The 19,157-nt window shown below is 64.6% G+C and carries 21 protein-coding genes; 3 read left to right on the top strand and 18 right to left on the bottom strand.

The features are described 5' to 3' along the window. Positions 1-16: 16 nt before the first annotated feature. From ACODRW_RS00905 to ACODRW_RS00850, 12 genes are all read right to left on the bottom strand, one after another. A complete protein-coding gene (locus ACODRW_RS00905; RefSeq protein WP_488904971.1) occupies positions 17-589 on the bottom strand; it encodes a type II secretion system protein GspJ in 573 nt (190 codons plus the stop codon). Beyond that, positions 589-969, bottom strand: coding sequence for a type II secretion system minor pseudopilin GspI (gene gspI, locus ACODRW_RS00900; protein ID WP_107800567.1), 381 nt, complete (start codon positions 967-969; stop codon positions 589-591). Before gspI ends, ACODRW_RS00905 begins: the two co-directional genes overlap by 1 nt. Then, positions 966-1,442, bottom strand: coding sequence for a prepilin-type N-terminal cleavage/methylation domain-containing protein (locus tag ACODRW_RS00895; protein ID WP_107800568.1), 477 nt, complete (start codon positions 1,440-1,442; stop codon positions 966-968). The genes gspI and ACODRW_RS00895 overlap by 4 nt, the downstream gene beginning before the upstream one ends. Before the next feature lie 14 nt (positions 1,443-1,456). Further along, positions 1,457-1,900, bottom strand: a complete 444-nt coding sequence (gene gspG, locus ACODRW_RS00890; protein WP_019100905.1) for a type II secretion system major pseudopilin GspG — start codon at positions 1,898-1,900, stop codon at positions 1,457-1,459. Positions 1,901-1,930: 30 nt separating this feature from the next. Further along, positions 1,931-2,191: a hypothetical protein gene (locus ACODRW_RS00885; RefSeq protein WP_107800569.1), complete on the bottom strand. Its 261-nt coding sequence runs from the start codon at positions 2,189-2,191 to the stop codon at positions 1,931-1,933. A gap of 22 nt (positions 2,192-2,213) precedes the next feature. After that, positions 2,214-3,425 carry a type II secretion system inner membrane protein GspF gene (gene gspF / locus ACODRW_RS00880; RefSeq protein ID WP_488904970.1) on the bottom strand — a complete coding sequence of 404 codons (1,212 nt, stop codon included), beginning with the start codon at positions 3,423-3,425 and terminating at the stop codon, positions 2,214-2,216. After that, entirely contained in the window at positions 3,425-4,885 is a 1,461-nt protein-coding gene (gene gspE / locus ACODRW_RS00875; RefSeq protein ID WP_107800571.1) for a type II secretion system ATPase GspE, read from the bottom strand. The genes gspF and gspE overlap by 1 nt, the downstream gene beginning before the upstream one ends. Then, positions 4,882-7,029: a type II secretion system secretin GspD gene (gene gspD / locus ACODRW_RS00870; protein WP_488904969.1), complete on the bottom strand. Its 2,148-nt coding sequence runs from the start codon at positions 7,027-7,029 to the stop codon at positions 4,882-4,884. The genes gspE and gspD overlap by 4 nt, the downstream gene beginning before the upstream one ends. An 11-nt stretch (positions 7,030-7,040) precedes the next feature. Next, positions 7,041-7,667, bottom strand: coding sequence for a hypothetical protein (locus ACODRW_RS00865; RefSeq protein ID WP_488904968.1), 627 nt, complete (start codon positions 7,665-7,667; stop codon positions 7,041-7,043). A 483-nt stretch (positions 7,668-8,150) separates the two neighbouring features. Then, positions 8,151-9,932, bottom strand: a complete 1,782-nt coding sequence (locus ACODRW_RS00860) for an acyl-CoA dehydrogenase C-terminal domain-containing protein (RefSeq protein WP_488904967.1) — start codon at positions 9,930-9,932, stop codon at positions 8,151-8,153. A 216-nt stretch (positions 9,933-10,148) separates the two neighbouring features. Continuing rightward, entirely contained in the window at positions 10,149-11,081 is a 933-nt protein-coding gene (locus ACODRW_RS00855; protein ID WP_253313720.1) for an electron transfer flavoprotein subunit alpha/FixB family protein, read from the bottom strand. Between the two features lie 3 nt (positions 11,082-11,084). After that, the gene (locus ACODRW_RS00850) at positions 11,085-11,834 is read right to left on the bottom strand and encodes an electron transfer flavoprotein subunit beta/FixA family protein (protein WP_227104935.1); all 750 of its coding nucleotides are present in this window, start codon (positions 11,832-11,834) and stop codon (positions 11,085-11,087) included. 316 nt (positions 11,835-12,150) lie between these two features. Here ACODRW_RS00850 and ACODRW_RS00845 point away from each other — a divergent pair, with 316 nt between their 5' ends. Continuing rightward, positions 12,151-12,567, top strand: coding sequence for a MaoC family dehydratase (locus tag ACODRW_RS00845; RefSeq protein WP_107800577.1), 417 nt, complete (start codon positions 12,151-12,153; stop codon positions 12,565-12,567). Positions 12,568-12,570: 3 nt separating this feature from the next. Here the strand turns inward: ACODRW_RS00845 and queG are convergent, their stop codons facing one another. After that, the gene (gene queG / locus ACODRW_RS00840) at positions 12,571-13,653 is read right to left on the bottom strand and encodes a tRNA epoxyqueuosine(34) reductase QueG (RefSeq protein WP_370445204.1); all 1,083 of its coding nucleotides are present in this window, start codon (positions 13,651-13,653) and stop codon (positions 12,571-12,573) included. Between queG and tsaE the strand changes: the two genes are divergently transcribed. Together tsaE and ACODRW_RS00830 are read left to right on the top strand one after the other, a co-directional pair. Next, positions 13,652-14,137 (top strand): tRNA (adenosine(37)-N6)-threonylcarbamoyltransferase complex ATPase subunit type 1 TsaE, encoded by a 486-nt coding sequence (gene tsaE, locus ACODRW_RS00835; protein ID WP_370445205.1) that lies wholly within the window; start codon positions 13,652-13,654, stop codon positions 14,135-14,137. The two genes, queG and tsaE, sit on opposite strands and share 2 nt — an antisense overlap. Continuing rightward, complete coding sequence (locus ACODRW_RS00830) at positions 14,098-15,336, top strand: N-acetylmuramoyl-L-alanine amidase (protein ID WP_107800579.1); 1,239 nt, start codon at positions 14,098-14,100, stop codon at positions 15,334-15,336. The genes tsaE and ACODRW_RS00830 overlap by 40 nt, the downstream gene beginning before the upstream one ends. Positions 15,337-15,402: 66 nt before the next feature. On the opposite strand, the gene yacG is transcribed toward ACODRW_RS00830, so the two are convergent. Genes yacG through ACODRW_RS00805 form a run of 5 tightly spaced genes read right to left on the bottom strand, consistent with a single transcriptional unit; the run spans position 15,403 to position 19,118 of the window. Continuing rightward, positions 15,403-15,591, bottom strand: coding sequence for a DNA gyrase inhibitor YacG (yacG, locus tag ACODRW_RS00825; protein WP_048409544.1), 189 nt, complete (start codon positions 15,589-15,591; stop codon positions 15,403-15,405). Between the two features lie 39 nt (positions 15,592-15,630). After that, positions 15,631-16,389: a cell division protein ZapD gene (zapD, locus tag ACODRW_RS00820; protein ID WP_019100891.1), complete on the bottom strand. Its 759-nt coding sequence runs from the start codon at positions 16,387-16,389 to the stop codon at positions 15,631-15,633. A gap of 38 nt (positions 16,390-16,427) precedes the next feature. After that, positions 16,428-17,039: a dephospho-CoA kinase gene (gene coaE, locus ACODRW_RS00815; protein WP_488904966.1), complete on the bottom strand. Its 612-nt coding sequence runs from the start codon at positions 17,037-17,039 to the stop codon at positions 16,428-16,430. Further along, complete coding sequence (locus tag ACODRW_RS00810; protein ID WP_488904965.1) at positions 17,029-17,898, bottom strand: prepilin peptidase; 870 nt, start codon at positions 17,896-17,898, stop codon at positions 17,029-17,031. The genes coaE and ACODRW_RS00810 overlap by 11 nt, the downstream gene beginning before the upstream one ends. Then, complete coding sequence (locus tag ACODRW_RS00805; RefSeq protein ID WP_107800582.1) at positions 17,895-19,118, bottom strand: type II secretion system F family protein; 1,224 nt, start codon at positions 19,116-19,118, stop codon at positions 17,895-17,897. Before ACODRW_RS00805 ends, ACODRW_RS00810 begins: the two co-directional genes overlap by 4 nt. Between the last annotated feature and the right edge of the window lie 39 nt (positions 19,119-19,157).

Below are 19,157 nucleotides of genomic sequence, written 5' to 3'. Positions count from 1 at the left end.
CGGCTTCCCGGCGTCCTCATGGCAGCGCCCATATCCGTTTCGCCCATTCATTGCCCGGCATGCGGATGCGCATTTCCAGCGCGCGCGGGCTGTGCGCCGGGCTGGCCTCGCGCGGCGGCCAGTTGTCCAGCCAATTGCCGTCGTCCAGCAGCACGCGCCAGCGCACCGCGGCGTCCTTGCCCAAGAGCACGTAGGCGGTCGGCGCCACGCCCTGGGCGTCGCCCGCCGCCCAGCTGAGGCCCTGAGCGCCGGCATGGTAGCTGATGCGCTCCTGGCCGCCGGGATAGCGGGCGGAAAAACTCTGCAAGGTCAGCGTCTGGCCGTCGCCGTCGCTTTGCAGCAATAGCTGACTGCCGCCCAGACTGGGGCCCTGCCCTTGCGTCGGCGCCGGCATCTGGCCGGTCAGATCGCCTTCCAGCCGCCGGAAGGCGCGCGCGGCGTCCACCCATTGCTCGCTGGTCTGCATCAGCCGCTCGCGCGAGATCAGCAAGGAGCCGAAAGCCTTGTAGCCCAGCACCGACAAGATGGCGAGCAAGCTCATCGCCACCAGGATCTCGATCAAGGTCATGCCGTCCTGCCGGCCGCGCATCACGAACCGCCTCCGGCGTTCATCCGCAGATAGCCGGTCATCTCGGCCAGCACGTAACGGCCGTCGCCCTGCGCCAGCACGCGCACCACCACCTTGCGGAAATTGGGGTTGGGCGTCTGGCTGATCACGCGCTGCCAACGCCAGCGCGCGCCGTCGTCGTCCAGCTCTCCCGCCTGTTCGCCCACGTCCGGCCATTCGCGGCGCGCCTGCATCAGCGCGATCATGTTCTGCGCTTCCCAAGCGGCCTGCATTCGGCGCTTCATGCCTTCGCCGTTGTCGGCGGCCAGGCCGGTGGCGCGCAACAGCGCGCCCAGCGCCACCGCGATGATGGCCAGCGCTACCAGCACTTCAAACAAGGTAAAGCCGCGCTCGCGCTTCATGAGCCTTCGTCCACCCGACTGCGGCCCAACGGCGACAGGGTCACGGCCAGGCCGCGCGTCTCAGTCTTGATCTGCAAAGCCAGCGCGTTGGCGCGCCCATCCTGCCACAAGGGCAGCGGCCGTCCCGCCGGCCAGGGCTGGCCGTCCAGCAACAAAGCGCCGCCGTGCACGCCCTCCGGCCACAACCGGTCGGCCAGCAGTTCGTCGTTGGCGCCGCCCCATTCGCCGTTGTCGCCGCGGCGCCGGAAGCCGTAACCCTTGGCGTCCCACATCAGGGCCAGCGGATCCCCCATTTCGGCGGCGTCCGCCGCCTGCTCCAGCACCCGCGCCAAGCGGTAGGCCTCGTCCGAGGCCTGGCGATGCGTGTCCGGCCGCATGCTGAGCGTCACCGTGGTGGCCAGCACGCCGATGATCAGCATCACCACCATCACCTCGATCAGGGTGAAGCCGCGCGCCGGAACGGAAGAGCCCATCAACGACTCCGGTCTTACTTAACCGCGTCCCAGTTGCCGATGTCGGCGTCCACGCCCTCGCCGCCCGGCTCGCCGTCGGCGCCGAAGCTCCAGATGTCGATCTCGCCGTGCGTGCCCGGGTTGGCGTACTGGTAGGGATTGCCCCACGGGTCCTTGGGCAGGCGCTCCAGGTAGCCGCCCGGCTTCCAGTTCTTCGGCTCCGGCGCCGAGGTCGGTTTCTGCACCAGCGCCTGCAGGCCCTGCTCGCTGCTGGGGTAGCGGCCGTTATCCAGACGATACAGTTTCAGGGCCTGGCTCAAAGCGCCCAGATCCTGCTTGGCGGCGACGGCGCGCGCCTCGTCCGGACGGCTCATCACCTTGGGCACCACCAACGCCGCGAGTACGCCGAGAATCACGATCACCACCATGATTTCGATCAGGGTGAAGCCTCGCTGGGCCGCTTTGGAAAGGTGTCGCATATCTACTCCTACTACCGAGGTTTCAAAGGGTCAAAACAGGGAGGGGCCGTCGCCGGACAACTCCCAGACGCCGGCGGGTCCGGCATTGGCCGGCTTGAGCTGGCCCAGCTTTCTCAACTCGCTCGCCGCCCAGCTCATATCGTATTGCCAGGTGTAGAACAACTCGGTGCCTTCCAGCTCGCGAGCGCGCGCATGCCAGATGTGTTTGGCCACCGTCAGCCGGTCCGCCTTGCCGCCGTGCGCGGCCAGCGCTTCCAACACCCATTGCTGTAAAACTGCCTTGTGAGACATTCCGTGCTTCTTTCCGCGAAAATCAATGCACCATCTGGTTCATGTCGATGATGGGCATCATGATGGCCAGCACGATCAACAAGACCATGCCGCCCATGAACAGGATCAGCAGCGGCTCCATCAGCGTGGTGAAGGTGGCGAGCTTGCGCTCCACCTCCTGCTCCTGCTGCTGGGCGGCGCGGTCCAGCATATGGGCCAGCGTGCCGCTGGATTCGCCGCTGCCGATCAGATGGATCAGCACCGGCGGGAATTGACGAGTGGCGTGCAGCGCGCGCGACAGCGCCACGCCCTCGCGCACCTTGGCCATCGCCTCGCTGACCGCGTCCTGCATCGGCAGCAGGGTCATCAGGCCGCGCGCGGTTTCCAGCGCGGTCAGCAAGGGCACGCCGCTGCCCACCAGGATGGACAGGGTGCTGGCCATGCGCGCGGTGTTGAGCGCGCGCAGCAGGCGGCCGAACACCGGCAGCTTCAACAGCCGGGCGTGGAAGCGCCGTTTCAGCGCCGGCGCGCGCAAGGCGCGCACGGTCAGGAACAGCGCGGCGGCGATGCCGGCCAGCAGCGCGAGGCCCCATTGCCGCAGGAAATCGCTGGCGGCCACCAGCGCCCGGGTCAGAAAAGGCAGGGTCTGCTTGGTCTGCGCGAACACGCTGACCACCTGCGGCACCACATAACTCATCAGACCGGCCACAACTAGGATGGCCACCACGGTGACCACGGCCGGATAGGCCATCGCCAGCATCACTTTTTGTTGGGTGTTCTGGCGCTTGTCCAGGTATTCGGCCAAGCGCGCCATCACGGTGTCGAGATGGCCGGACTGTTCGCCGGCCTGCACCAGCGAGCGATACAGCGGAAAAAACACGCCCGGCGCCGAAGCCAGCGCCTGGGCGAAGCTCTTGCCTTCCAGGATGTCGCTGCGCAAGGCCGCCAGCACGGTGCGGCTGCGCGGGTGTTCGCACTGCTCGGTCACCGCGGTCAGCGCCTTTTCCAACGGCAGGCCCGCGTTGAGCAGAGTGGACAGCTGTTCGGTGATCATCACCAGTTCCGCGCGCGGCAGGCCGCGGCGCAGCGCCGAGCTGCCGGCGTCGCCGTTCTTGGCGCTGACGCTTTCCACCTCCAGCGGCAGCAGGCCGCGCTCGCGCAGCTGGCTGCGCGCGGCGCGCGCGGAGTCCGCCTCCAGCAAGCCTTTCTGCTCCTTGCCGGCGGGGTCGAAAGCGGTAAAACGGAAGGCGGCCATCAGTTCCTCGTCACCCGCATGATTTCTTCCAGCGAGGTTTCGCCGGCCTTCACCCAACGCAAGCCGTCGTCGCGCAGCGAACGCATGCCGTGGCGGGCGGCGTAATCGCGCATTTTCTGTTCGGAGGCACGGTCGTGGATCAAGCGCTGTAATTGATCGTCGACCAAGAGCAGTTCATAAACGCCGTAGCGCCCCTTGTAACCGGAATGGCCGCAGCTCGGGCAGCCCGCCGGCCGGTAGTGCGGAGCGTCCGCCTCCCCTTCCAGCGGCACCGGATGCGGCGCCTTGCAGTGCGGGCACAGCCGGCGCACCAGCCGTTGCGCCATCACGCCCAGCAGGCTGGAGGCCAGCAGGAAGGGCTCGACCCCCATGTCCACCAGCCGCGTCACCGCCGAGGCGGCGTCGTTGGTGTGCAGCGTGGCCAGCACCAGGTGGCCGGTCAGCGAGGCCTGCACCGCGATCTGCGCGGTTTCCAGATCCCGGATCTCGCCTATCATCACCACGTCCGGATCCTGGCGCAGAATCGCGCGCAGCGCCTTGGCGAAACTCATATCGATGCGCGGATTGACCTGGGTCTGACCGACGCCGTCCAGGTGGTATTCCACCGGATCCTCCACCGTCATGATATTGGTGTGGCGCGCGTCCAGCCGCGACAAGGCCGCGTACAGCGTGGTGGTCTTGCCCGAGCCGGTGGGGCCGGTGACCAGCAGGATGCCGTGCGGCTGGCGGATCACCTTGTCCACCGCCTGCAGCGTGTCCGCCGCCATGCCCAGCGTGGCCAGATCCAGGCGGGCGTTTTCCTTGTCCAGCAGACGCAACACCACGCGCTCGCCGTGGCTGGTGGGTAGTGTGGAGACCCGCACGTCCACCGGGCGGCCGCCCAGACGCAGCGAGATGCGGCCGTCTTGCGGAATGCGTTTTTCGGCGATGTCGAGATTGGCCATGATCTTGATCCGCGACACCATGGCCGCGTGCAGCGCGCGGTGCGGGCTGACCACGTCGCGCAGCGAACCGTCCAGGCGGAAACGCACCACCGAGCGGTCTTCAAAGGCTTCGATGTGGATGTCCGAGGCGCCGTCGCGCAGTGCCTGGGTCAGCAAGGCGTTGATCATGCGGATGATGGGCGCGTCGCCCTCGCTCTCCAGCAAGTCCTCCACCGTTGGCAAGGACTCCACCATCTGGGTCAGATCCAGGTCCTGGCCGATATCGTCCACCACCTCGGCCGCCGCGCCGTCGCGATTGGCGTAATGCTCGGACAGGCGCTTGTCGAACAAGGCCGCCTCCAGCGTCTCGACGCTGGCCAGTCCCTGGCCGTGCAGGCGCAGTACTTCGGCCCAGGCCTCCGGCCGGCTGTCTTCGCGCAGCAGCAGATGACGGCCGCTTTCCCCGTCCAGCAGGATCACGCCGTTGGCGCGCGCGAACGGAAAGCCCAGCGCCGGCGACAGCTTGGGCTTGTTCATTTCGGCTGCGCCTTCAGGCTCTGTTCCAGCGTCGAGCGGATGCCGCCCTCCGGCAGGGACTTCAGCGCCGAATCCAGATTCATCTGCAGCTTTTCCCTCTCCGCCTTATGGCCTTCGCCGATGATGTAGTTGTAGCGATCGGTGGCGATGGACCGCGCGCCCAGATCGTCGCGGATGATGGTGGGCTTGATGAAGATCATCAGATTGGTCTTGTTGCGCTGCTTGTTGCTGTAGCGGAACAAGGCGCCCAGCCACGGGATGTCGCCCAGCAGCGGCACCTTGCTCTCATTGTCGCTGACCGTTTCCTGCAGCAGGCCGCCGATGGCGATGATGCCGCTGTCGTCCACATTGGCGATGGTTTCTATCGTCCGCTTGTTGGTGGTTGGACCTTGCGGGTTTTTCTCGGTGCCCGGCACGATGGTGGACGCCTCCTGCAAAATCTTCATGCGGATGGAACCGCCTTCGGAAATCTGCGGCGTGATCTCCAGATTGAAGCCGATGGTCTTGCGGTCGTAGGTCTGGAAGGGATTGACCGAGCCGCTGCTGCTGCTGCCGGTATTGCTGTACTGGCCGGTCAGGATGGGCACTTCCTGGCCGATCTGGATCTTGGCCTTTTCATTGTCCATCGCCATCAGGGACGGGCTGGACACGATGTTGCCCCCTACCTCGGTCTCCATCGCCTTGGCCAGCGCTCCCATGTTCAGCACGGTGCCGATGCCGGGAATATTGACCGTGCCCTTGACCCAGCCCACGTTCAGGCCGCCGGAGCCCGCCAGGGTGCCAAGCGGCGTGGCGGCGGTGCCGCCGGCCAACGCGCCGCCGGACAAGCCGATGATGCCGGGGCCGCTGTTGCCGGGGAAGTTGGTGCCGCCGAACACGCCGGCGCCGTTGCCGTTGAGCGCGCCCAGCGCCTGCCATTGCACGCCCAACTCCATCGCCCTTTGCGCGGCCACTTCCACCACCAGCGCCTCCACCAGCACTTGGGCGCGGCGCTTGTCCAGCAGGTCGATGACATTGCGCAGATTCTGGTACATGGAATCCGGCACGTTCAGAATCAGCGCGTTGTTGGTGGGGTCGGCCTGGATCATGGATCCGCCGCCGCCGGCCCCGCTGCCGCCGCCGCTGGACGCGCTGTCGCCGCCCACCGGGCTGGCCGCCTGGGCGGCGCTGGCGGAGCCGCTGGACGAGGCGCCGGAACCGCTGCCCGAACCGCTCTGGTTCAGCAGGCTGGTACTGGAGCCGCCGTTGGTGCTCACCGCGGTGCGGCCCTGCAAGGGCCCCGCGTCGCCGGTCATCAAGGCGCGCAGCGTCTGCGCCACCTTGCCGGCCTCGGCGTTCTTCAGATAGACCACGCGCACATTGGCGCCGGCCTGGCTGGGCTGATCCAGGAGCTTGAGCAGGCTTTTGATCTTGCCGATCTTGCCCGGGGTGTCGGCGCGCACCATCAGCACATTGGCGCGCGCGTCCGGGATGATGGTGGTCTTGCCGCCGTCGGCGCCGGCGCCGCTGTCCTGCAACAACTTGTTCAGGCTGCCGGCCAGTTCCACCGCGGAGCCGAACAGCACCGGCACCACCACGGTGTCGCCGGCGGCCGCGCTCTCGATCGAATCGATGATGGACTCTATGCGCTGAATATTGTCGGCGTAGTCGGTGACGATCAGCGCATTGGACTGCGGATAGGCGGCAATGGTGTTGTTGGGCGACACGATGGGACGGATCACCGGCACCAGCTGATTGGCGTTGCCGTATTTGAGCGTGAACACCTTGGTGATCAAGCGATCGCCGTCGCCGCGCGGGATGCTCTTGCTGGCCTTGGCGTGCAACTTGGCGTCGGCCTCCGGCACGATCTTGACCACGCCGCCGCCCTCCACCGCTGAGAAGCCCTGCAAACGCAAGGAAGACAACAGGATCTGGTAAGACAGCGCACGCGGCACCGGCTTGCTGGACACGATGTTGACCGTGCCCTTCACCCGCGGGTCGATGATGAAGTTCTTGCCGGTGATCTCGCCTATCGCCTTGACCACGGTTTCGATGTCGGCGTTGACGAAGTTGAGCATCACTCCGTCGTTCTGCGGGGTGGCGGCCAATGCGGCGTTACAACCGTAGACCAGGGCCAGGATGGCGACAAGTTTGTGGATACGCATATTCAGTCTTCTTATTGGCGAACCATGCTGGCGGAATCCAGCCCAGGTTGCGGCGGGGTTTCAGGATTCACAGGAACCACGACGGGGGGCGAAACGGGAGCCTGGGAAGGAGGAGAAATCGGAGGCGGCATCGGCGGCGGCGCACTGCCGCCGACCGCGCCGCCCGCGCCGGGCACGCGCTCGACCAGCGGCACGAACTGCTCGCTACCGCCGGAACGCATCAACACGCCGGAGGCGGTGATCTGGGCCAGTTCCCAGCCGTCGGGCGTAGTCTTGCCCAGCAACAGGGCGACGGAGCGGCCATTGTCGTCTATCACCGCGAAACCGGGCGCGCCGGAAGCCTGAGGCGCGTAGACGCCGATCAGCTTGACCGGCGGCAAGGCCGCCGCCTGCTGCGCCACCGGCTCGCCAAACCAGTGCGCCATCGCCACATTGGCGGCGGCGGACTGCGGCGCCGGCTCGCTTAAGCCTCGCCATTGCTTGGCCGCGGGACCCAAAATCGGCGCCACGGTCATGCCCAGCCACACGGCGGCGCCTGCCAGCGCCAGCCAAGGCAAAGCGGCGACCAGACGCCCCAGCGTCGCCGCCGACGGCAACAACCGCTTCCCCTTTTCACTCCAATGGACCACTTGCTTCATTGCATCCTGGCTTCTGTATTCATTCTTGAAATCTAAGCGCGGACCTTGCGGCCAAGGTCAAGCGGACGCCTCGCGCCGCGATGGGATCGGCCGGGACTTGGCTCGAGCTTGGCTGTGAGTCATGCAGCGGATTATTTGCACGCCATCAGGATACGGTCAATCCAAAAAAAGACCGAATTGCATAGCCAGGCAATATTCAAGCGAATATCAGCGCGCCATGCGATTAATTCTTCTATTAAGAACTATTTTTCCGCCTGATTTCGCACACCGCCCGTAGCTAGGGGCGGAGCAAACACTATGCGGCAAAATATTTTTAATGACAAACGGTTTTTGATGCCGCACCGCAGCAACCCGCAACAAGGTCTTTTCCATTATCTCAAAGCCTGATTACACGCTCATGCAATAATCGCTCTTGCATCGGCCAGGCAACAAAAAACGCCGCGGCATCCCGCGGCGTCTGTTGCGCATCTTCCTAGAACCACCTCAGAACCAGGCTTCGTCCATCTCCAGCACGCTGTCCGCGCCGTCAACGATGGCGGCCGCCAAACCGCCCGCCTGCGGCAACAGATGTTCGCCGTAGAAACGCGCGGTGGCCAGTTTGGCGCGCATGAAGTCCTGATCGGACTCGCCGTCGCTCTGCTTTTCCTTGGCGATCAGGGCCGCGCGCGCCATCTGCCAGCCGCCCAGCACAATGCCCATCAGCTTGAGGAAGGGCACGGACCCGGCCGCCGCCCGTTGCGGCTGTCCGGCGAAGGTATCCAGGATGAAGTCGACGCTGCGGCGCGCCTGCTTGACCGCTTCGTCCAGATTGTCCGCCAGGCTGGTCAGCCCGGCGGCGCGCAGCTTGGCCGCGCAGCCGGCGGCTTCCTCCAGCAAGGCGCGCGCGGTGACGCCGCCCTCGCCCGCGGTCTTGCGGCCGATCAAATCCAGGGCCTGGATGCCGGTGGTGCCTTCGTAGATGGCGGTGATGCGCGCATCGCGATAGTACTGCGCCACGCCGGTTTCCTCGATATATCCCATGCCGCCGTGCACCTGCAGCGCCAGGCTGGTGATTTCGTTGGCCTGCTCGGTGTTCCAGCCCTTGACGATGGGGATCAGGAAATTGGCCAGCGCCTGGTTGCGCGCTTTTTCGCTCGCCACCGGATGACGCGCCGCGCGGTCCAGCGCCGCCGCGGTATACAGGGCCAGCGCGCGCTGCGCCTCCACCTGGGCGCGCATGGTCAGCAGCATGCGGCGCACGTCCGGATGCTGGATGATGGCCACGCCGGACGGATCGGGCGAACCCACCGCGCGGCTCTGCACCCGTTCGCGCGCGTATTCCACCGCCTTCTGGTAGGCGCGCTCCGACACCGCCAGGCCTTCGATGCCCACGCCCAGACGCGCGTGGTTCATCATGGTGAACATATAGTTCAGGCCCTTGTTGGCTTCGCCGACCAGATAGCCGATCGCGCCGTCCTGATCGCCGAAGCTCATCACCGCGGTGGGGCTGCCGTGGATGCCCAGCTTGTGCTCCAGCGACACGCAGCGCACATCGTTGCGCGCGCCCAGGCTGCCGTCGGCGTTGACCAGGAATTTGGGCACGATGAACAAGGAAATGCCCTTCACCCCGGCCGGCGCGTCCGGCAGGCGGGCCAGCACCAGGTGGACGATGTTGTCCGCCATATCGTGCTCGCCCCAGGTAATGAAGATTTTCTGGCCGCTGATGCGATAGCTGCCGTCAGCCTGCGGCAAGGCCTTGCTGCGCACCTGGGCGAGGTCGGAACCGGCCTGCGGCTCGGTCAAATTCATGGTGCCGGTCCAGGCGCCGCTGGACATCGGCGGCAGATAGACGCTCTTGAGTTCTTCCGAGGCGTGATGATGAATGGCCTCGATCGCGCCCAGCGTCAACAGCGGCGCCAGCGAGAAAGCCAGATTGGCGGAACACCACATTTCTTCGGCCGCGGTGGCCACCAAGGCCGGCATGCCCTGGCCGCCGTAGGCTTCCGGCGCGCGCAGGCCCACCCAGCCGGATTCGACGTACTGACGCCAGGCGTCCTTGAAGCCGGGCGCGGCGCTGACTTCGCCGTCGCGCCATTTGGCGCCCTGATCGCCCTGCTTGTTGATCGGCGCCAGCACGCCTTCGGCGAACTTGGCGCCCTCCTCCAGAATGGCGTCCACCAGCTCCACCGAGCATTCGCCGTAGCCCGGCAGGCCGCAGACGGCCGGCAACTCGGCCAACTCATTGAGCGCGAATTGAATGTCCTTGATCGGTGCTTGATAAATCATCGCCTTCTCCTCGTGTTTGGATGGCTGGGACCGCCGGTTCGGCCGGCAATCGGTTTCTATTCGCAGACATGAAAAAGCCGGCAAGCGCCGCGGCGGGTCCGGTCCGCATCGGGCCGATGACTGCGCGCGGGCGTTGCCGGCTGAATATTATTGTTCCGGGCGGCTCGCCCGGCCCGCTGTCCGCGCCGGCGAGAGACTCGCGGCGCGGATCCGGGATTATTTGGACAACTCGGCCATCAACTCCGGCACCACGGTGAACAGATCGCCGACGATGCCGTAATCCGCCACCTGGAAGATGGGCGCTTCCTCGTCCTTGTTGATGGCGACGATCACCTTGGAGTCCTTCATGCCGGCCAGGTGCTGGATTGCGCCGGAAATGCCAACCGCGAAGTACAGCTGCGGCGCCACCACCTTGCCGGTCTGGCCCACTTGGTAGTCGTTCGGCGCGTAGCCGGCGTCCACCGCGGCGCGGGAAGCGCCCACGGCGGCGGAGAGCTTGTCCGCCAGCGGATCGATCACCGCCTTGAACTGCTCCTCCGAACCCAGCGCGCGGCCGCCGGAAACGATGACCTTGGCCGAGCCCAGTTCCGGACGATCGGACTTGGTCAGTTCCTGGCCGACGAAGCTGGACAGCTGCGCGTCCGCTGCCGCGGCCACGGTTTCCACCGCGGCGGAACCGCCCTGGCCCGCCGCGTCGAAGGCGGTGGTGCGCACGGTGATGACCTTGATCGGGTCGGCGGACTGCACGGTGGCCAGCACGTTGCCGGCGTAGATGGGCCGCACGAAGGTGTCGGCGGATTCGATGGCGACGATCTCGGAGATCTGCGCCACGTCCAGCAAAGCGGCTACGCGCGGCAGCAGGTTCTTGCCGAAGGAGGACGCCGGCGCCAGCACGTGGCTGTAGCTCTTGGCCAGGCCGGACACCAGCGCGCCCAGATTCTCGGCCAGGCCGTGCGCGTAGTGAGCGGCGTCGGCCAGCAGCACTTTGGCGACGCCGGCCACGCCTTTGGCGGCCTCGGCGGCGGCGGCGGCGTTGTGGCCGGCCACCAGCACATGCACCTCGCCCAGCTTGGCGGCGGCGGTAATGGTGTTCAGGGTGCCTGCTTTCAGGCTCTGGTTGTCGTGTTCAGCGATAACGAGAATGGCCATGGCTTACAGCACCTTTGCTTCGGTTTTCAGTTTGGCGACCAGCTCGGCGGCGTTAGCCACCTTGATGCCGGCGCTGCGCTTGGAAGGCTCGGCCACCTTCAGCGTCTTCAGACGCGGAGCGGCGTCCACGCCCAGTTCCGCCGGCGTGGTCTTGTCCAGCGGCTTTTTCTTGGCGGCCATGATGTTGGGCAGCTTGATGAAGCGCGGCTCGTTCAGGCGCAGGTCGGAGGTGACCACCGCCGGCAAACGCAGCTTGACGGTTTCCAGGCCGCCGTCGATCTCGCGGGTGACGTCCACGGTCTCGGCCGACAAGTCCACCTTGGAGGCGAACGTGCCCTGGCCCCAGCCCAGCAGCGCCGACACCATCTGGCCGGTCTGGTTGGCGTCGTCGTCGATCGCCTGCTTGCCCACGATCAAGAGCTGCGGCTGTTCCTTGTCCGCCACCGCTTTCAGCAGCTTGGCCACCGCCAGCGGCTGCAGCTCCGCATCGGTTTCCACCAGAATGGCGCGGTCGGCGCCCATCGCCAGCGCGGTGCGCAGCGTTTCCTCGCATTGCTTGACGCCCAGCGACACCACGACGATTTCGCTGACCTTGCCGGCTTCCTTGAGACGCACCGCCTCTTCCACCGCGATTTCGTCAAACGGGTTCATCGACATCTTGACGTTGGCGATATCCACGTCAGTGCCGTCGGCCTTGACCCGAACCTTCACGTTGTAATCCACAACGCGTTTCACAGCGACTAGAACTTTCATATTCCTCCAACAAACCTCTGGACATCTCTAAAAAGAAACCTGGAGCGGACCGTCGCCGCCGCCGCGCCAAGCGCGGCCGTTTCAGAAATGCCGCCGTCTGGATTGATCGAACGCGGAAGCAGCAATTGCCGAAGCAAGCCTGATTATGCCCCAAGCACAAATTCAAACGAGCGTTTGGTTGATTTGTATTGCATACAGCGTGGCAAAAACGCAACTTATCGCCGATAGTACGTGATTTCTCGGTAATTTGCATTCCGGCCAAAAGCTGTCACAATGCACTGCAACATTTCCCCGTCATATCAAGTCAGGAGCGGTCATGACTGTTTGGTTTGAAGATCTTGGCCTCGGCGATTTCGCCGAATTCAGCAAGACCATCACCGAAGCCGACGTGCTGATGTTCGCCGCCGTGTCCGGCGACAACAATCCGGTGCACATCAATCAGGAGTACGCGGAACAGACGCCGTTCGAAACGCGCATCGCGCACGGCATGCTGACCGCCAGCCTGATTTCCACCGTAGTGGGCACCCAGTTGCCCGGCCACGGCACCATTTATCTATCGCAATCCACCCGTTTCAAAGCGCCGGTGCGCATCGGCGACACCGTGACCGCCCGCGCCACCGTGATCGAACTGAATCCGGACAAACACTTCGTCAAACTGGCGACCCAGTGCTCGGTCCGCGGCAAGGTGGTGCTGGAAGGCGAATCCCTGGTCAAGGCGCCCAGCAAACCCTGAGCTTCAAACGATGACGCCGTGCCGGCCCAGCGCCCAACGCACCGGCTCGGCCACCATCTCGTCGGGAAAATCCAGACGCGCGCGCAAGCCCGCCACCACCTCCGGCGCGGTGGGCGCGTTGCCCAGCCCCACCGCCAGATTGGACAGCCACTTGAGGTAGCCGATGCGGTAAATCGGGCTGCCGGCCATCTTCTCCTTGAATTCGGCCTCGCTCCAGGCGAACAACTCTAGCAAGCTCACGTCGTCCAAACCATGACGCACCGCAAAATCGGTCTCCCGGGTGTCGACCGCGAAACGGTTCCAAGGACAGAACAACTGACAATCGTCGCAGCCGTAGACGCGGTTGCCGATCAAGGGCCGCATCTCCTCCGGAATCGCCCGCTTCAGCTCTATCGTCAGATAGGAAATGCAGCGCCGCGCGTCCACGGTATAGGGCGCGACGATGGCCGCGGTGGGACAGACATCGATGCAACGAGTGCAGCGGCCGCAATGGCCGTCCTCCGCCTCGTCCTCCGGCAGGGGCAGGTCGGTGAAGACCTCTCCCAGGAAAAACAGCGAGCCCTCGTTCTTGGTCAGCAACAGAGTGTGTTTGCCGCGCCAGCCCAGGCCGGCCTGCGCCGCCAGCGCCACCTCGGCCACCGGCGCGCTGTCGGTGAACACCCGGTAGCCAAACTCGCCTATCTCCCGCTTGATCCGGTCCGCCAGCGCCTGCAGCCGGTTGCGCAAGACCTTGTGATAGTCGCGCCCCAGCGCGTAGCGCGATAAATAGGCTTTGCCGCCGTCGGCCAGCACCTCGGCCGACGCGCGCGCCTGGGGCCAGTAATGCATGCGCAGGGAAATAACGGACAGGGTGCCGGGCACCAGATCCGCCGGCTTGACCCGCAAAGCGCCGTGGCGGGCCATATAGTCCATCTCGCCGTGATGGCCGGCGGCCAGCCAGGCGTTCAACTTCTGTTCCGCCTCCGGCGGCAGGCCGGCGCGACCGATTCTGGCGTCGGCAAAACCCAATTCGCGCGCCCAGGCTTTGATTTGGCGCGCCAATTCGGGATAATCCGGTTTTTGTAAAGAGTTTTCGGTCATGGCCATGGATGATACCAGCGTTCGCTGCGGCTACCTGGAAGATGAAACCGCCACCCTGGCGCTGGGCAAAGCCTTCGCCGAAGCGGCGCAAGCCGGCCTCGTCGTCTATCTATTGGGCGATCTGGGCGCGGGCAAGACCACGTTCACGCGCGGCCTGCTGACCGCGCTCGGCCATGCCGGCAAGGTCAAAAGCCCCACCTATACTCTGGTGGAGAGCTATCCTTTTCCTCACTATAGCGTGCACCATTTCGACCTGTACCGTTTCGCCGACCCCGAGGAATGGGAGGATGCCGGCTTCCGCGAATACTTCGGCCCGGACAGCCTGTGCCTGGTCGAGTGGCCGGACAAGGCAGCAGAGCTCTTGCCGCGCGCCGACATCGTGCTGGAACTAGCCGTGGCCGGAAATGGTCGCAATTATCGTTTACTTGCCCACTCAGAAACCGGACAGTCATGCCTGATTCGACTTTCGATCCCCTCCGCCGCCGCTTGATCGGCGCCGCGGCCGCCACCTTCATGCTGTCGGTGAGCCGCGTCGGCTTCGCCGCCAACAGTCAGATCGTCGCCCTGCGCATCTGGCCGGCGTCGCTTTACACCCGCATCACGCTGGAGGCCAGCGAGGCCATCCAATACAAGCAGTTCACCATCGCCAACCCCAACCGGCTGGTGATCGACCTGCAAGGCGTGCAGCTCAACAGCGTGCTCAAAGACATCGGCGGCCAGATTTCCGCCGCCGACCCCTATATCAAGACCGCCCGCGCCGGCCAGTTCGATCCGGACACGGTGCGCCTGGTGCTGGAGTTGAAAGCGGACATCACGCCACAAGCCTTCACCATGACGCCGGTGGCCGAGTACAAACACCGGCTGGTGGTGGACCTCTACCCGGCCGGCAAGCAGGACGATCCCTTGCTCGCCCTGCTTCAGGACTACAACAAGGGCAAGCTGGAACAGCCTGCGCCACAGATCAAGCCCAAGAAAAAAGACAGCAATCGCCCCATCATCGTGATGCTGGACCCCGGCCACGGCGGCATCGATCCCGGCGCCGTCGGTCTGAACGGCACGCGCGAGAAGGACGTGGTGCTGAGCATCGGCAAACAGTTGAAGCGCATGATAGACGCGGAAAGCAATATGAAGGCCTATATGACCCGCGACGAAGACGTGTTCATCCCGCTGGGCGTGCGCGTGGCCAAGGCGCGCAAGCTGAACGCCGACCTGTTCGTGTCCATCCACGCCGACGCCGCGCCCAACCGCGCCGCGCGCGGCTCCTCGGTGTTCGCGCTGTCTGAAAAAGGCGCCACCAGCGCCTTCGCCAAGGCGCTGGCGCAAAGCCAGAACGACGCCGACCTGGTCGGCGGCGTCAAGATAGGCAGCAAGGACAAATACCTGGCCCACACCCTGCTGGACCTGACCCAGACCGCCACCATCAACGACAGCCTGAAACTGGGCAAGACCGTGCTGGGCCATCTGGGCGGCCTCAACAAGCTGCACAAGAGCGCGGTGGAACAAGCCGGCTTCGCGGTGCTGAAAGCGCCGGACATCCCGTCCATCCTGGTGGAAACCGCCTTCATCTCCAACCCGGAGGAAGAGCAGCGTCTGCTCAGCAGCGATTTCCAGCAGCAAATGGCCAATGCCATCTTCACCGGCATGAAAGGCTATTTCTCGCAGGGCGCGGCGCTGGCGGCCAGGGCCTGAGTCCGTCCCGCGGCCAAAACAAAACAGGTCCCGCTCAGGGACCTGTTTTTCATTGCGGCCGGGCGCTCACTCTCCGCGGCTCGCCTCGCTCGGCGACTCTTCCTGCGCCGGCACCCGATAGCTTTCCGTCGCCCACTCGCCCAAATCGATCAGACGGCAGCGCTTGCTGCAAAACGGGCGGAACTGGCTTTGCGGCTCCCAGCGCACCGGCGCGCGACAAGTGGGACAGGCGACAACGCGAACAGAATCAGACATGGCTTCTCAAAACGGGGCAAGGTCCGGCGCGCGCGCCGGTCAGAACTTGCAATTGGTCAGGTGAAACTCGACATCCTGCTCGGTTTGCCGCGGCCGGGATTCCCCGGTCACCGCGCTGACGAAGCGGATATTGAGCGCGTATTTATTGGCGGACAGCTCGGGCAACAGCTCCAGGCCGCCATCGTAGGCCACGCGGATCAGCTGCACCACCTTGCCGCCGGACATCTGCTGGAACACGCCGCGGCGCGCCACGTAATGATGGGTCTTGCCGCTGTCGCGCAGCAGGGTCAGCAGAATGCCCGCCGCCTCGGCGGTGGGCATCAGCGGCGACGCCCAGCGCTTGATGTCCTGACGCCGCACCTCGGCCGACTTCTGCTGCCACTGGTGGTAAGACGGCAAATCGAACTGGCAGGTGCCGCCGGGGATGCCGGCGCGCTGCTTGATCGCCATCAGCCACTCGTTTTCGCGCAGATGCTGGCCGAACTTGCCGGTCAGCGCCAGCAGCCGGCTGGACGCGTGCTCGATGTCCTCCAGCACGCCCTCCAGAGTCTCTTCCGCCACTTGTGGATTCTCGCGCAACGCTTCCAGCATCTGTTTCTGCCGTTCCAACTCCTGCAGCAGATCCGCCTTCAAATCCGCGCGCGAGGCGGTTTCCATCAGCTCGAACAACACCAGCAGGGCCGCATGATGATCATACGGATGGTCCTTGCCGATGAAATACCCAAGACGTGCGTAGAGATGCTCCAGGCGGAGCAGGATGCGGGTTCGCTCGGTGACGGGAAACTCAAAACTGATCACGGCGCATCGGCCCTTCTGCTTGGCTCGCGAGAGCCCGGTTATGATCTATCGGCTAGGCTGGCAAGATAATAATCGTGTTTGGCGTCGACTTGAAGCCTCAACGCAGCCAAGCTGTCATTATTACAAATTATATCGTCGGCGCGTTCGCGTCGCTGCGCTCTCGAACATTGCGCCGCCATGATCGCGCGCACGGCGTTTTCGTCCATGCCGTTGCGCCGCATCACCCGCTCCAGTTGCGCCGACTCCTCGCAATCCACCAACAAGGTGCGCGCCAGCATCGGCAGATAATGCCCGGTTTCAAACAATAAGGGCACCACCAACACGCAATACGGCCCGCGCGCCTCGGCCACCCTGGCCTCGCTCTGCTGCCGGATCAGCGGATGCAGCACGCTCTCCAGCCGCTGCCGGCAGCCGGCGTCGGCGAACACGCGCTCGCGCATCCAGCCGCGGTCCAAAGCGCCGTCCGCTCGCACCGCGCCCGCGCCGAAAGCCGCCGCCAAGGCCGGCATCGCCGCGCCATGCGGCCCGGTCAGCTCGTGCGCGATGGCGTCGGTGTCGACCACCGGCACGCCCAATTCGGCGAAGCGATCGGCCGCCGCGCTCTTACCGGAACCAATGCCGCCGGTCAGCCCCACCACTTTAATAGCCATGCAAATACCAATACACGATGTCTTGCCCCCAGATCAGGGCAATCCAGCCGGCGGCCGCGAGATAAGGGCCAAACGGCAAGGGCTGGCCACGACCGTGCTTGGCCAGCAAAATCAAGACCACGCCCACCACCGCGCCCACCAGCGAGGACAGCAGGATCACCAAAGGCAGCAAGGTCCATCCCAGCCAGGCGCCCAAGGCGGCCAGCAGCTTGAAGTCGCCATAGCCCATGCCCTCCTTGCCGGTGACCAGCTTGAAACCGTGAAACAACAGCCACAAGCTCAGATAGCCGGCCATCGCGCCTATCACCGCGTCGGCCAAGGGCACGGTTCCGGTCAGCAGGTTGAACAGCAATCCGCCCCACAGCAAGGGCAAGGTCAGGTTGTCCGGCAGCAGCTGCGTGTCCGCATCGATGAAGGTCAGCGCCAGCAGCACCGCAGTCAAGGCCATATAGGCCGGCAATTGCGCCGACCACCCATAGCGCCAGGCCAGGAAAGCGAACAACACGCCGGCCGACAGCTCCACCGCCGGATAACGCCAAGGGATGTTGACTCGGCAGCTCGCGCAGCGGCCGCGCAGCAACAGGAAGCTCAACAGCGGAATGTTCTGCCACGGACGCACCACGGCCCGGCATTGCGGGCAGTGCGAGGCCGGCCGCATTAAATTATAGGGCTCGACCGCCTCGCACTCCTCCAGCTGCAGACAATCAACGCAATTCCGCCGCCATTCGGCTTCCAGCATCTTGGGCAAACGATGGATGAGCACATTCAGAAAACTGCCAAGCAATAAACCCAGCACCAGCGCCGCGCCGGCGAAAGCCAGCGGGTACGAGCTGGCGATCCAGCGCCACTCCTCGATCATCCAACCACCTGCCCCATTTTGAAAATCGGCATATACATCGCAATGATCAAACCGCCGATCAAGATCCCCAGAATCACCATGATGGCCGGCTCCAGCAAGCTGGACAGCGCGGCCACCGCATTATCGACTTCTTCTTCGTAAAAATCCGCCACCTTGTCCAGCATCTGGTCCAGCGAGCCGGACTCCTCGCCGATCGAGGTCATTTGCAGCACCATATTAGGGAACAAGTCGGTGCGCTGCATCGAATAATTGAGGCTGGAGCCGGTGCTGACGTCGTTCTGAATCCGCTTAGTGGCGTCCGCGTACACCTGATTGCCGGAGGCGCCCCCCACCGAATCCAGCGCTTCCACCAGCGGCACCCCGGCGGCGAACAAGGTGGACAAGGTGCGCGCCCAGCGCGCGATGGTGGCCTTGCGGATGATGTCGCCGATCACCGGCATGCGCAGCAGAATGCGGTCCATCCGCTCTTGCAGCTTGGGCGTGCGCTTGAAGGCGTAGAGAAAGCCGAACAGGCTGCCGAAGATCACGCCGAAGATCAACCACCAGTAATGGACGAAGCCATCCGACAGCCAGATCACGAACAAGGTCGGCGCCGGCAAATTGGCGCCGAAGCTGGAGAACAAATCCTTGAACGCCGGAATCACGTAAATCATGATGACGGCAGTAATGATGAAGGCGGTGCCGACAATGGCCGACGGATAGATCAGCGCCGACTTGATCTTGCCCTTGATCGCCATCACCTTTTCCTTATAGGTGGCCAGCTTGTCCAGCAAGGAGTCCAGCACGCCGCCGGTTTCGCCCGCGGCGATGATGTTGCAGAACAGCTTGTCGAAGTACAAGGGCCGCTTGCGGAAGGCCTCCGCCAGCGACAGACCGGTTTCCACATCCGCGCGCACTTCCAGCAGCATCTTGGTCACGGCGGGGTTGCCGTGGCCCTTGGCCGCGATGTCGAAAGCCTGCAACAGGGGCACGCCGGCGCGCATCATGGTCGCCAGCTGCCGGGTGAACAAGGTGATGTCCCGCTCAGTGATGCGCTTGCCGAACCCGGCGCGCCGGCGCTTGATCTTGACGACATTGATGCCTTGACGCCGCAGCTGAGTCTTGGCCACCGCCTCGGACTCCGCTCTCAATTCCCCGCGTATCGCCTTGCCCGCCTTGTCTTTGCCTTCCCACTCCCAGACAAAGCCCGGCGTCGCTTTTTTCGCTACCGTGACTGCCATTCCATGGCCTCTTTCTTATTCCAAGCCGTTAAGTCAGCT

Source organism: Chromobacterium sp. FG89 (assembly GCF_057808735.1).
The sequence above is the reverse complement of the archived record's forward strand: the minus strand, read 5'-3'. Positions and strand labels throughout refer to the sequence as shown.

Excerpts from the sequence above, each read along its gene's own strand:
- ACODRW_RS00895 (WP_107800568.1), bottom strand. The coding sequence starts at position 1,442 with ATGGGCTCTTCCGTTCCGGCGCGCGGCTTCACCCTGATCGAGGTGATG.
- ACODRW_RS00855 (WP_253313720.1), bottom strand. The coding sequence starts at position 11,081 with ATGGCCATTCTCGTTATCGCTGAACACGACAACCAGAGCCTGAAAGCA.
- gspI (WP_107800567.1), bottom strand. The coding sequence starts at position 969 with ATGAAGCGCGAGCGCGGCTTTACCTTGTTTGAAGTGCTGGTAGCGCTG.
- ACODRW_RS00845 (WP_107800577.1), top strand. The coding sequence starts at position 12,151 with ATGACTGTTTGGTTTGAAGATCTTGGCCTCGGCGATTTCGCCGAATTC.
- ACODRW_RS00850 (WP_227104935.1), bottom strand. The coding sequence starts at position 11,834 with ATGAAAGTTCTAGTCGCTGTGAAACGCGTTGTGGATTACAACGTGAAG.
- ACODRW_RS00805 (WP_107800582.1), bottom strand. The coding sequence starts at position 19,118 with ATGGCAGTCACGGTAGCGAAAAAAGCGACGCCGGGCTTTGTCTGGGAG.
- ACODRW_RS00905 (WP_488904971.1), bottom strand. The coding sequence starts at position 589 with ATGCGCGGCCGGCAGGACGGCATGACCTTGATCGAGATCCTGGTGGCG.
- ACODRW_RS00885 (WP_107800569.1), bottom strand. The coding sequence starts at position 2,191 with ATGTCTCACAAGGCAGTTTTACAGCAATGGGTGTTGGAAGCGCTGGCC.
- ACODRW_RS00865 (WP_488904968.1), bottom strand. The coding sequence starts at position 7,667 with ATGAAGCAAGTGGTCCATTGGAGTGAAAAGGGGAAGCGGTTGTTGCCG.
- gspF (WP_488904970.1), bottom strand. The coding sequence starts at position 3,425 with ATGGCCGCCTTCCGTTTTACCGCTTTCGACCCCGCCGGCAAGGAGCAG.
- gspD (WP_488904969.1), bottom strand. The coding sequence starts at position 7,029 with ATGCGTATCCACAAACTTGTCGCCATCCTGGCCCTGGTCTACGGTTGT.
- gspG (WP_019100905.1), bottom strand. The coding sequence starts at position 1,900 with ATGCGACACCTTTCCAAAGCGGCCCAGCGAGGCTTCACCCTGATCGAA.
- tsaE (WP_370445205.1), top strand. The coding sequence starts at position 13,652 with ATGGATGATACCAGCGTTCGCTGCGGCTACCTGGAAGATGAAACCGCC.
- yacG (WP_048409544.1), bottom strand. The coding sequence starts at position 15,591 with ATGTCTGATTCTGTTCGCGTTGTCGCCTGTCCCACTTGTCGCGCGCCG.
- coaE (WP_488904966.1), bottom strand. The coding sequence starts at position 17,039 with ATGGCTATTAAAGTGGTGGGGCTGACCGGCGGCATTGGTTCCGGTAAG.
- ACODRW_RS00860 (WP_488904967.1), bottom strand. The coding sequence starts at position 9,932 with ATGATTTATCAAGCACCGATCAAGGACATTCAATTCGCGCTCAATGAG.
- ACODRW_RS00810 (WP_488904965.1), bottom strand. The coding sequence starts at position 17,898 with ATGATCGAGGAGTGGCGCTGGATCGCCAGCTCGTACCCGCTGGCTTTC.
- gspE (WP_107800571.1), bottom strand. The coding sequence starts at position 4,885 with ATGAACAAGCCCAAGCTGTCGCCGGCGCTGGGCTTTCCGTTCGCGCGC.
- ACODRW_RS00830 (WP_107800579.1), top strand. The coding sequence starts at position 14,098 with ATGCCTGATTCGACTTTCGATCCCCTCCGCCGCCGCTTGATCGGCGCC.
- queG (WP_370445204.1), bottom strand. The coding sequence starts at position 13,653 with ATGGCCATGACCGAAAACTCTTTACAAAAACCGGATTATCCCGAATTG.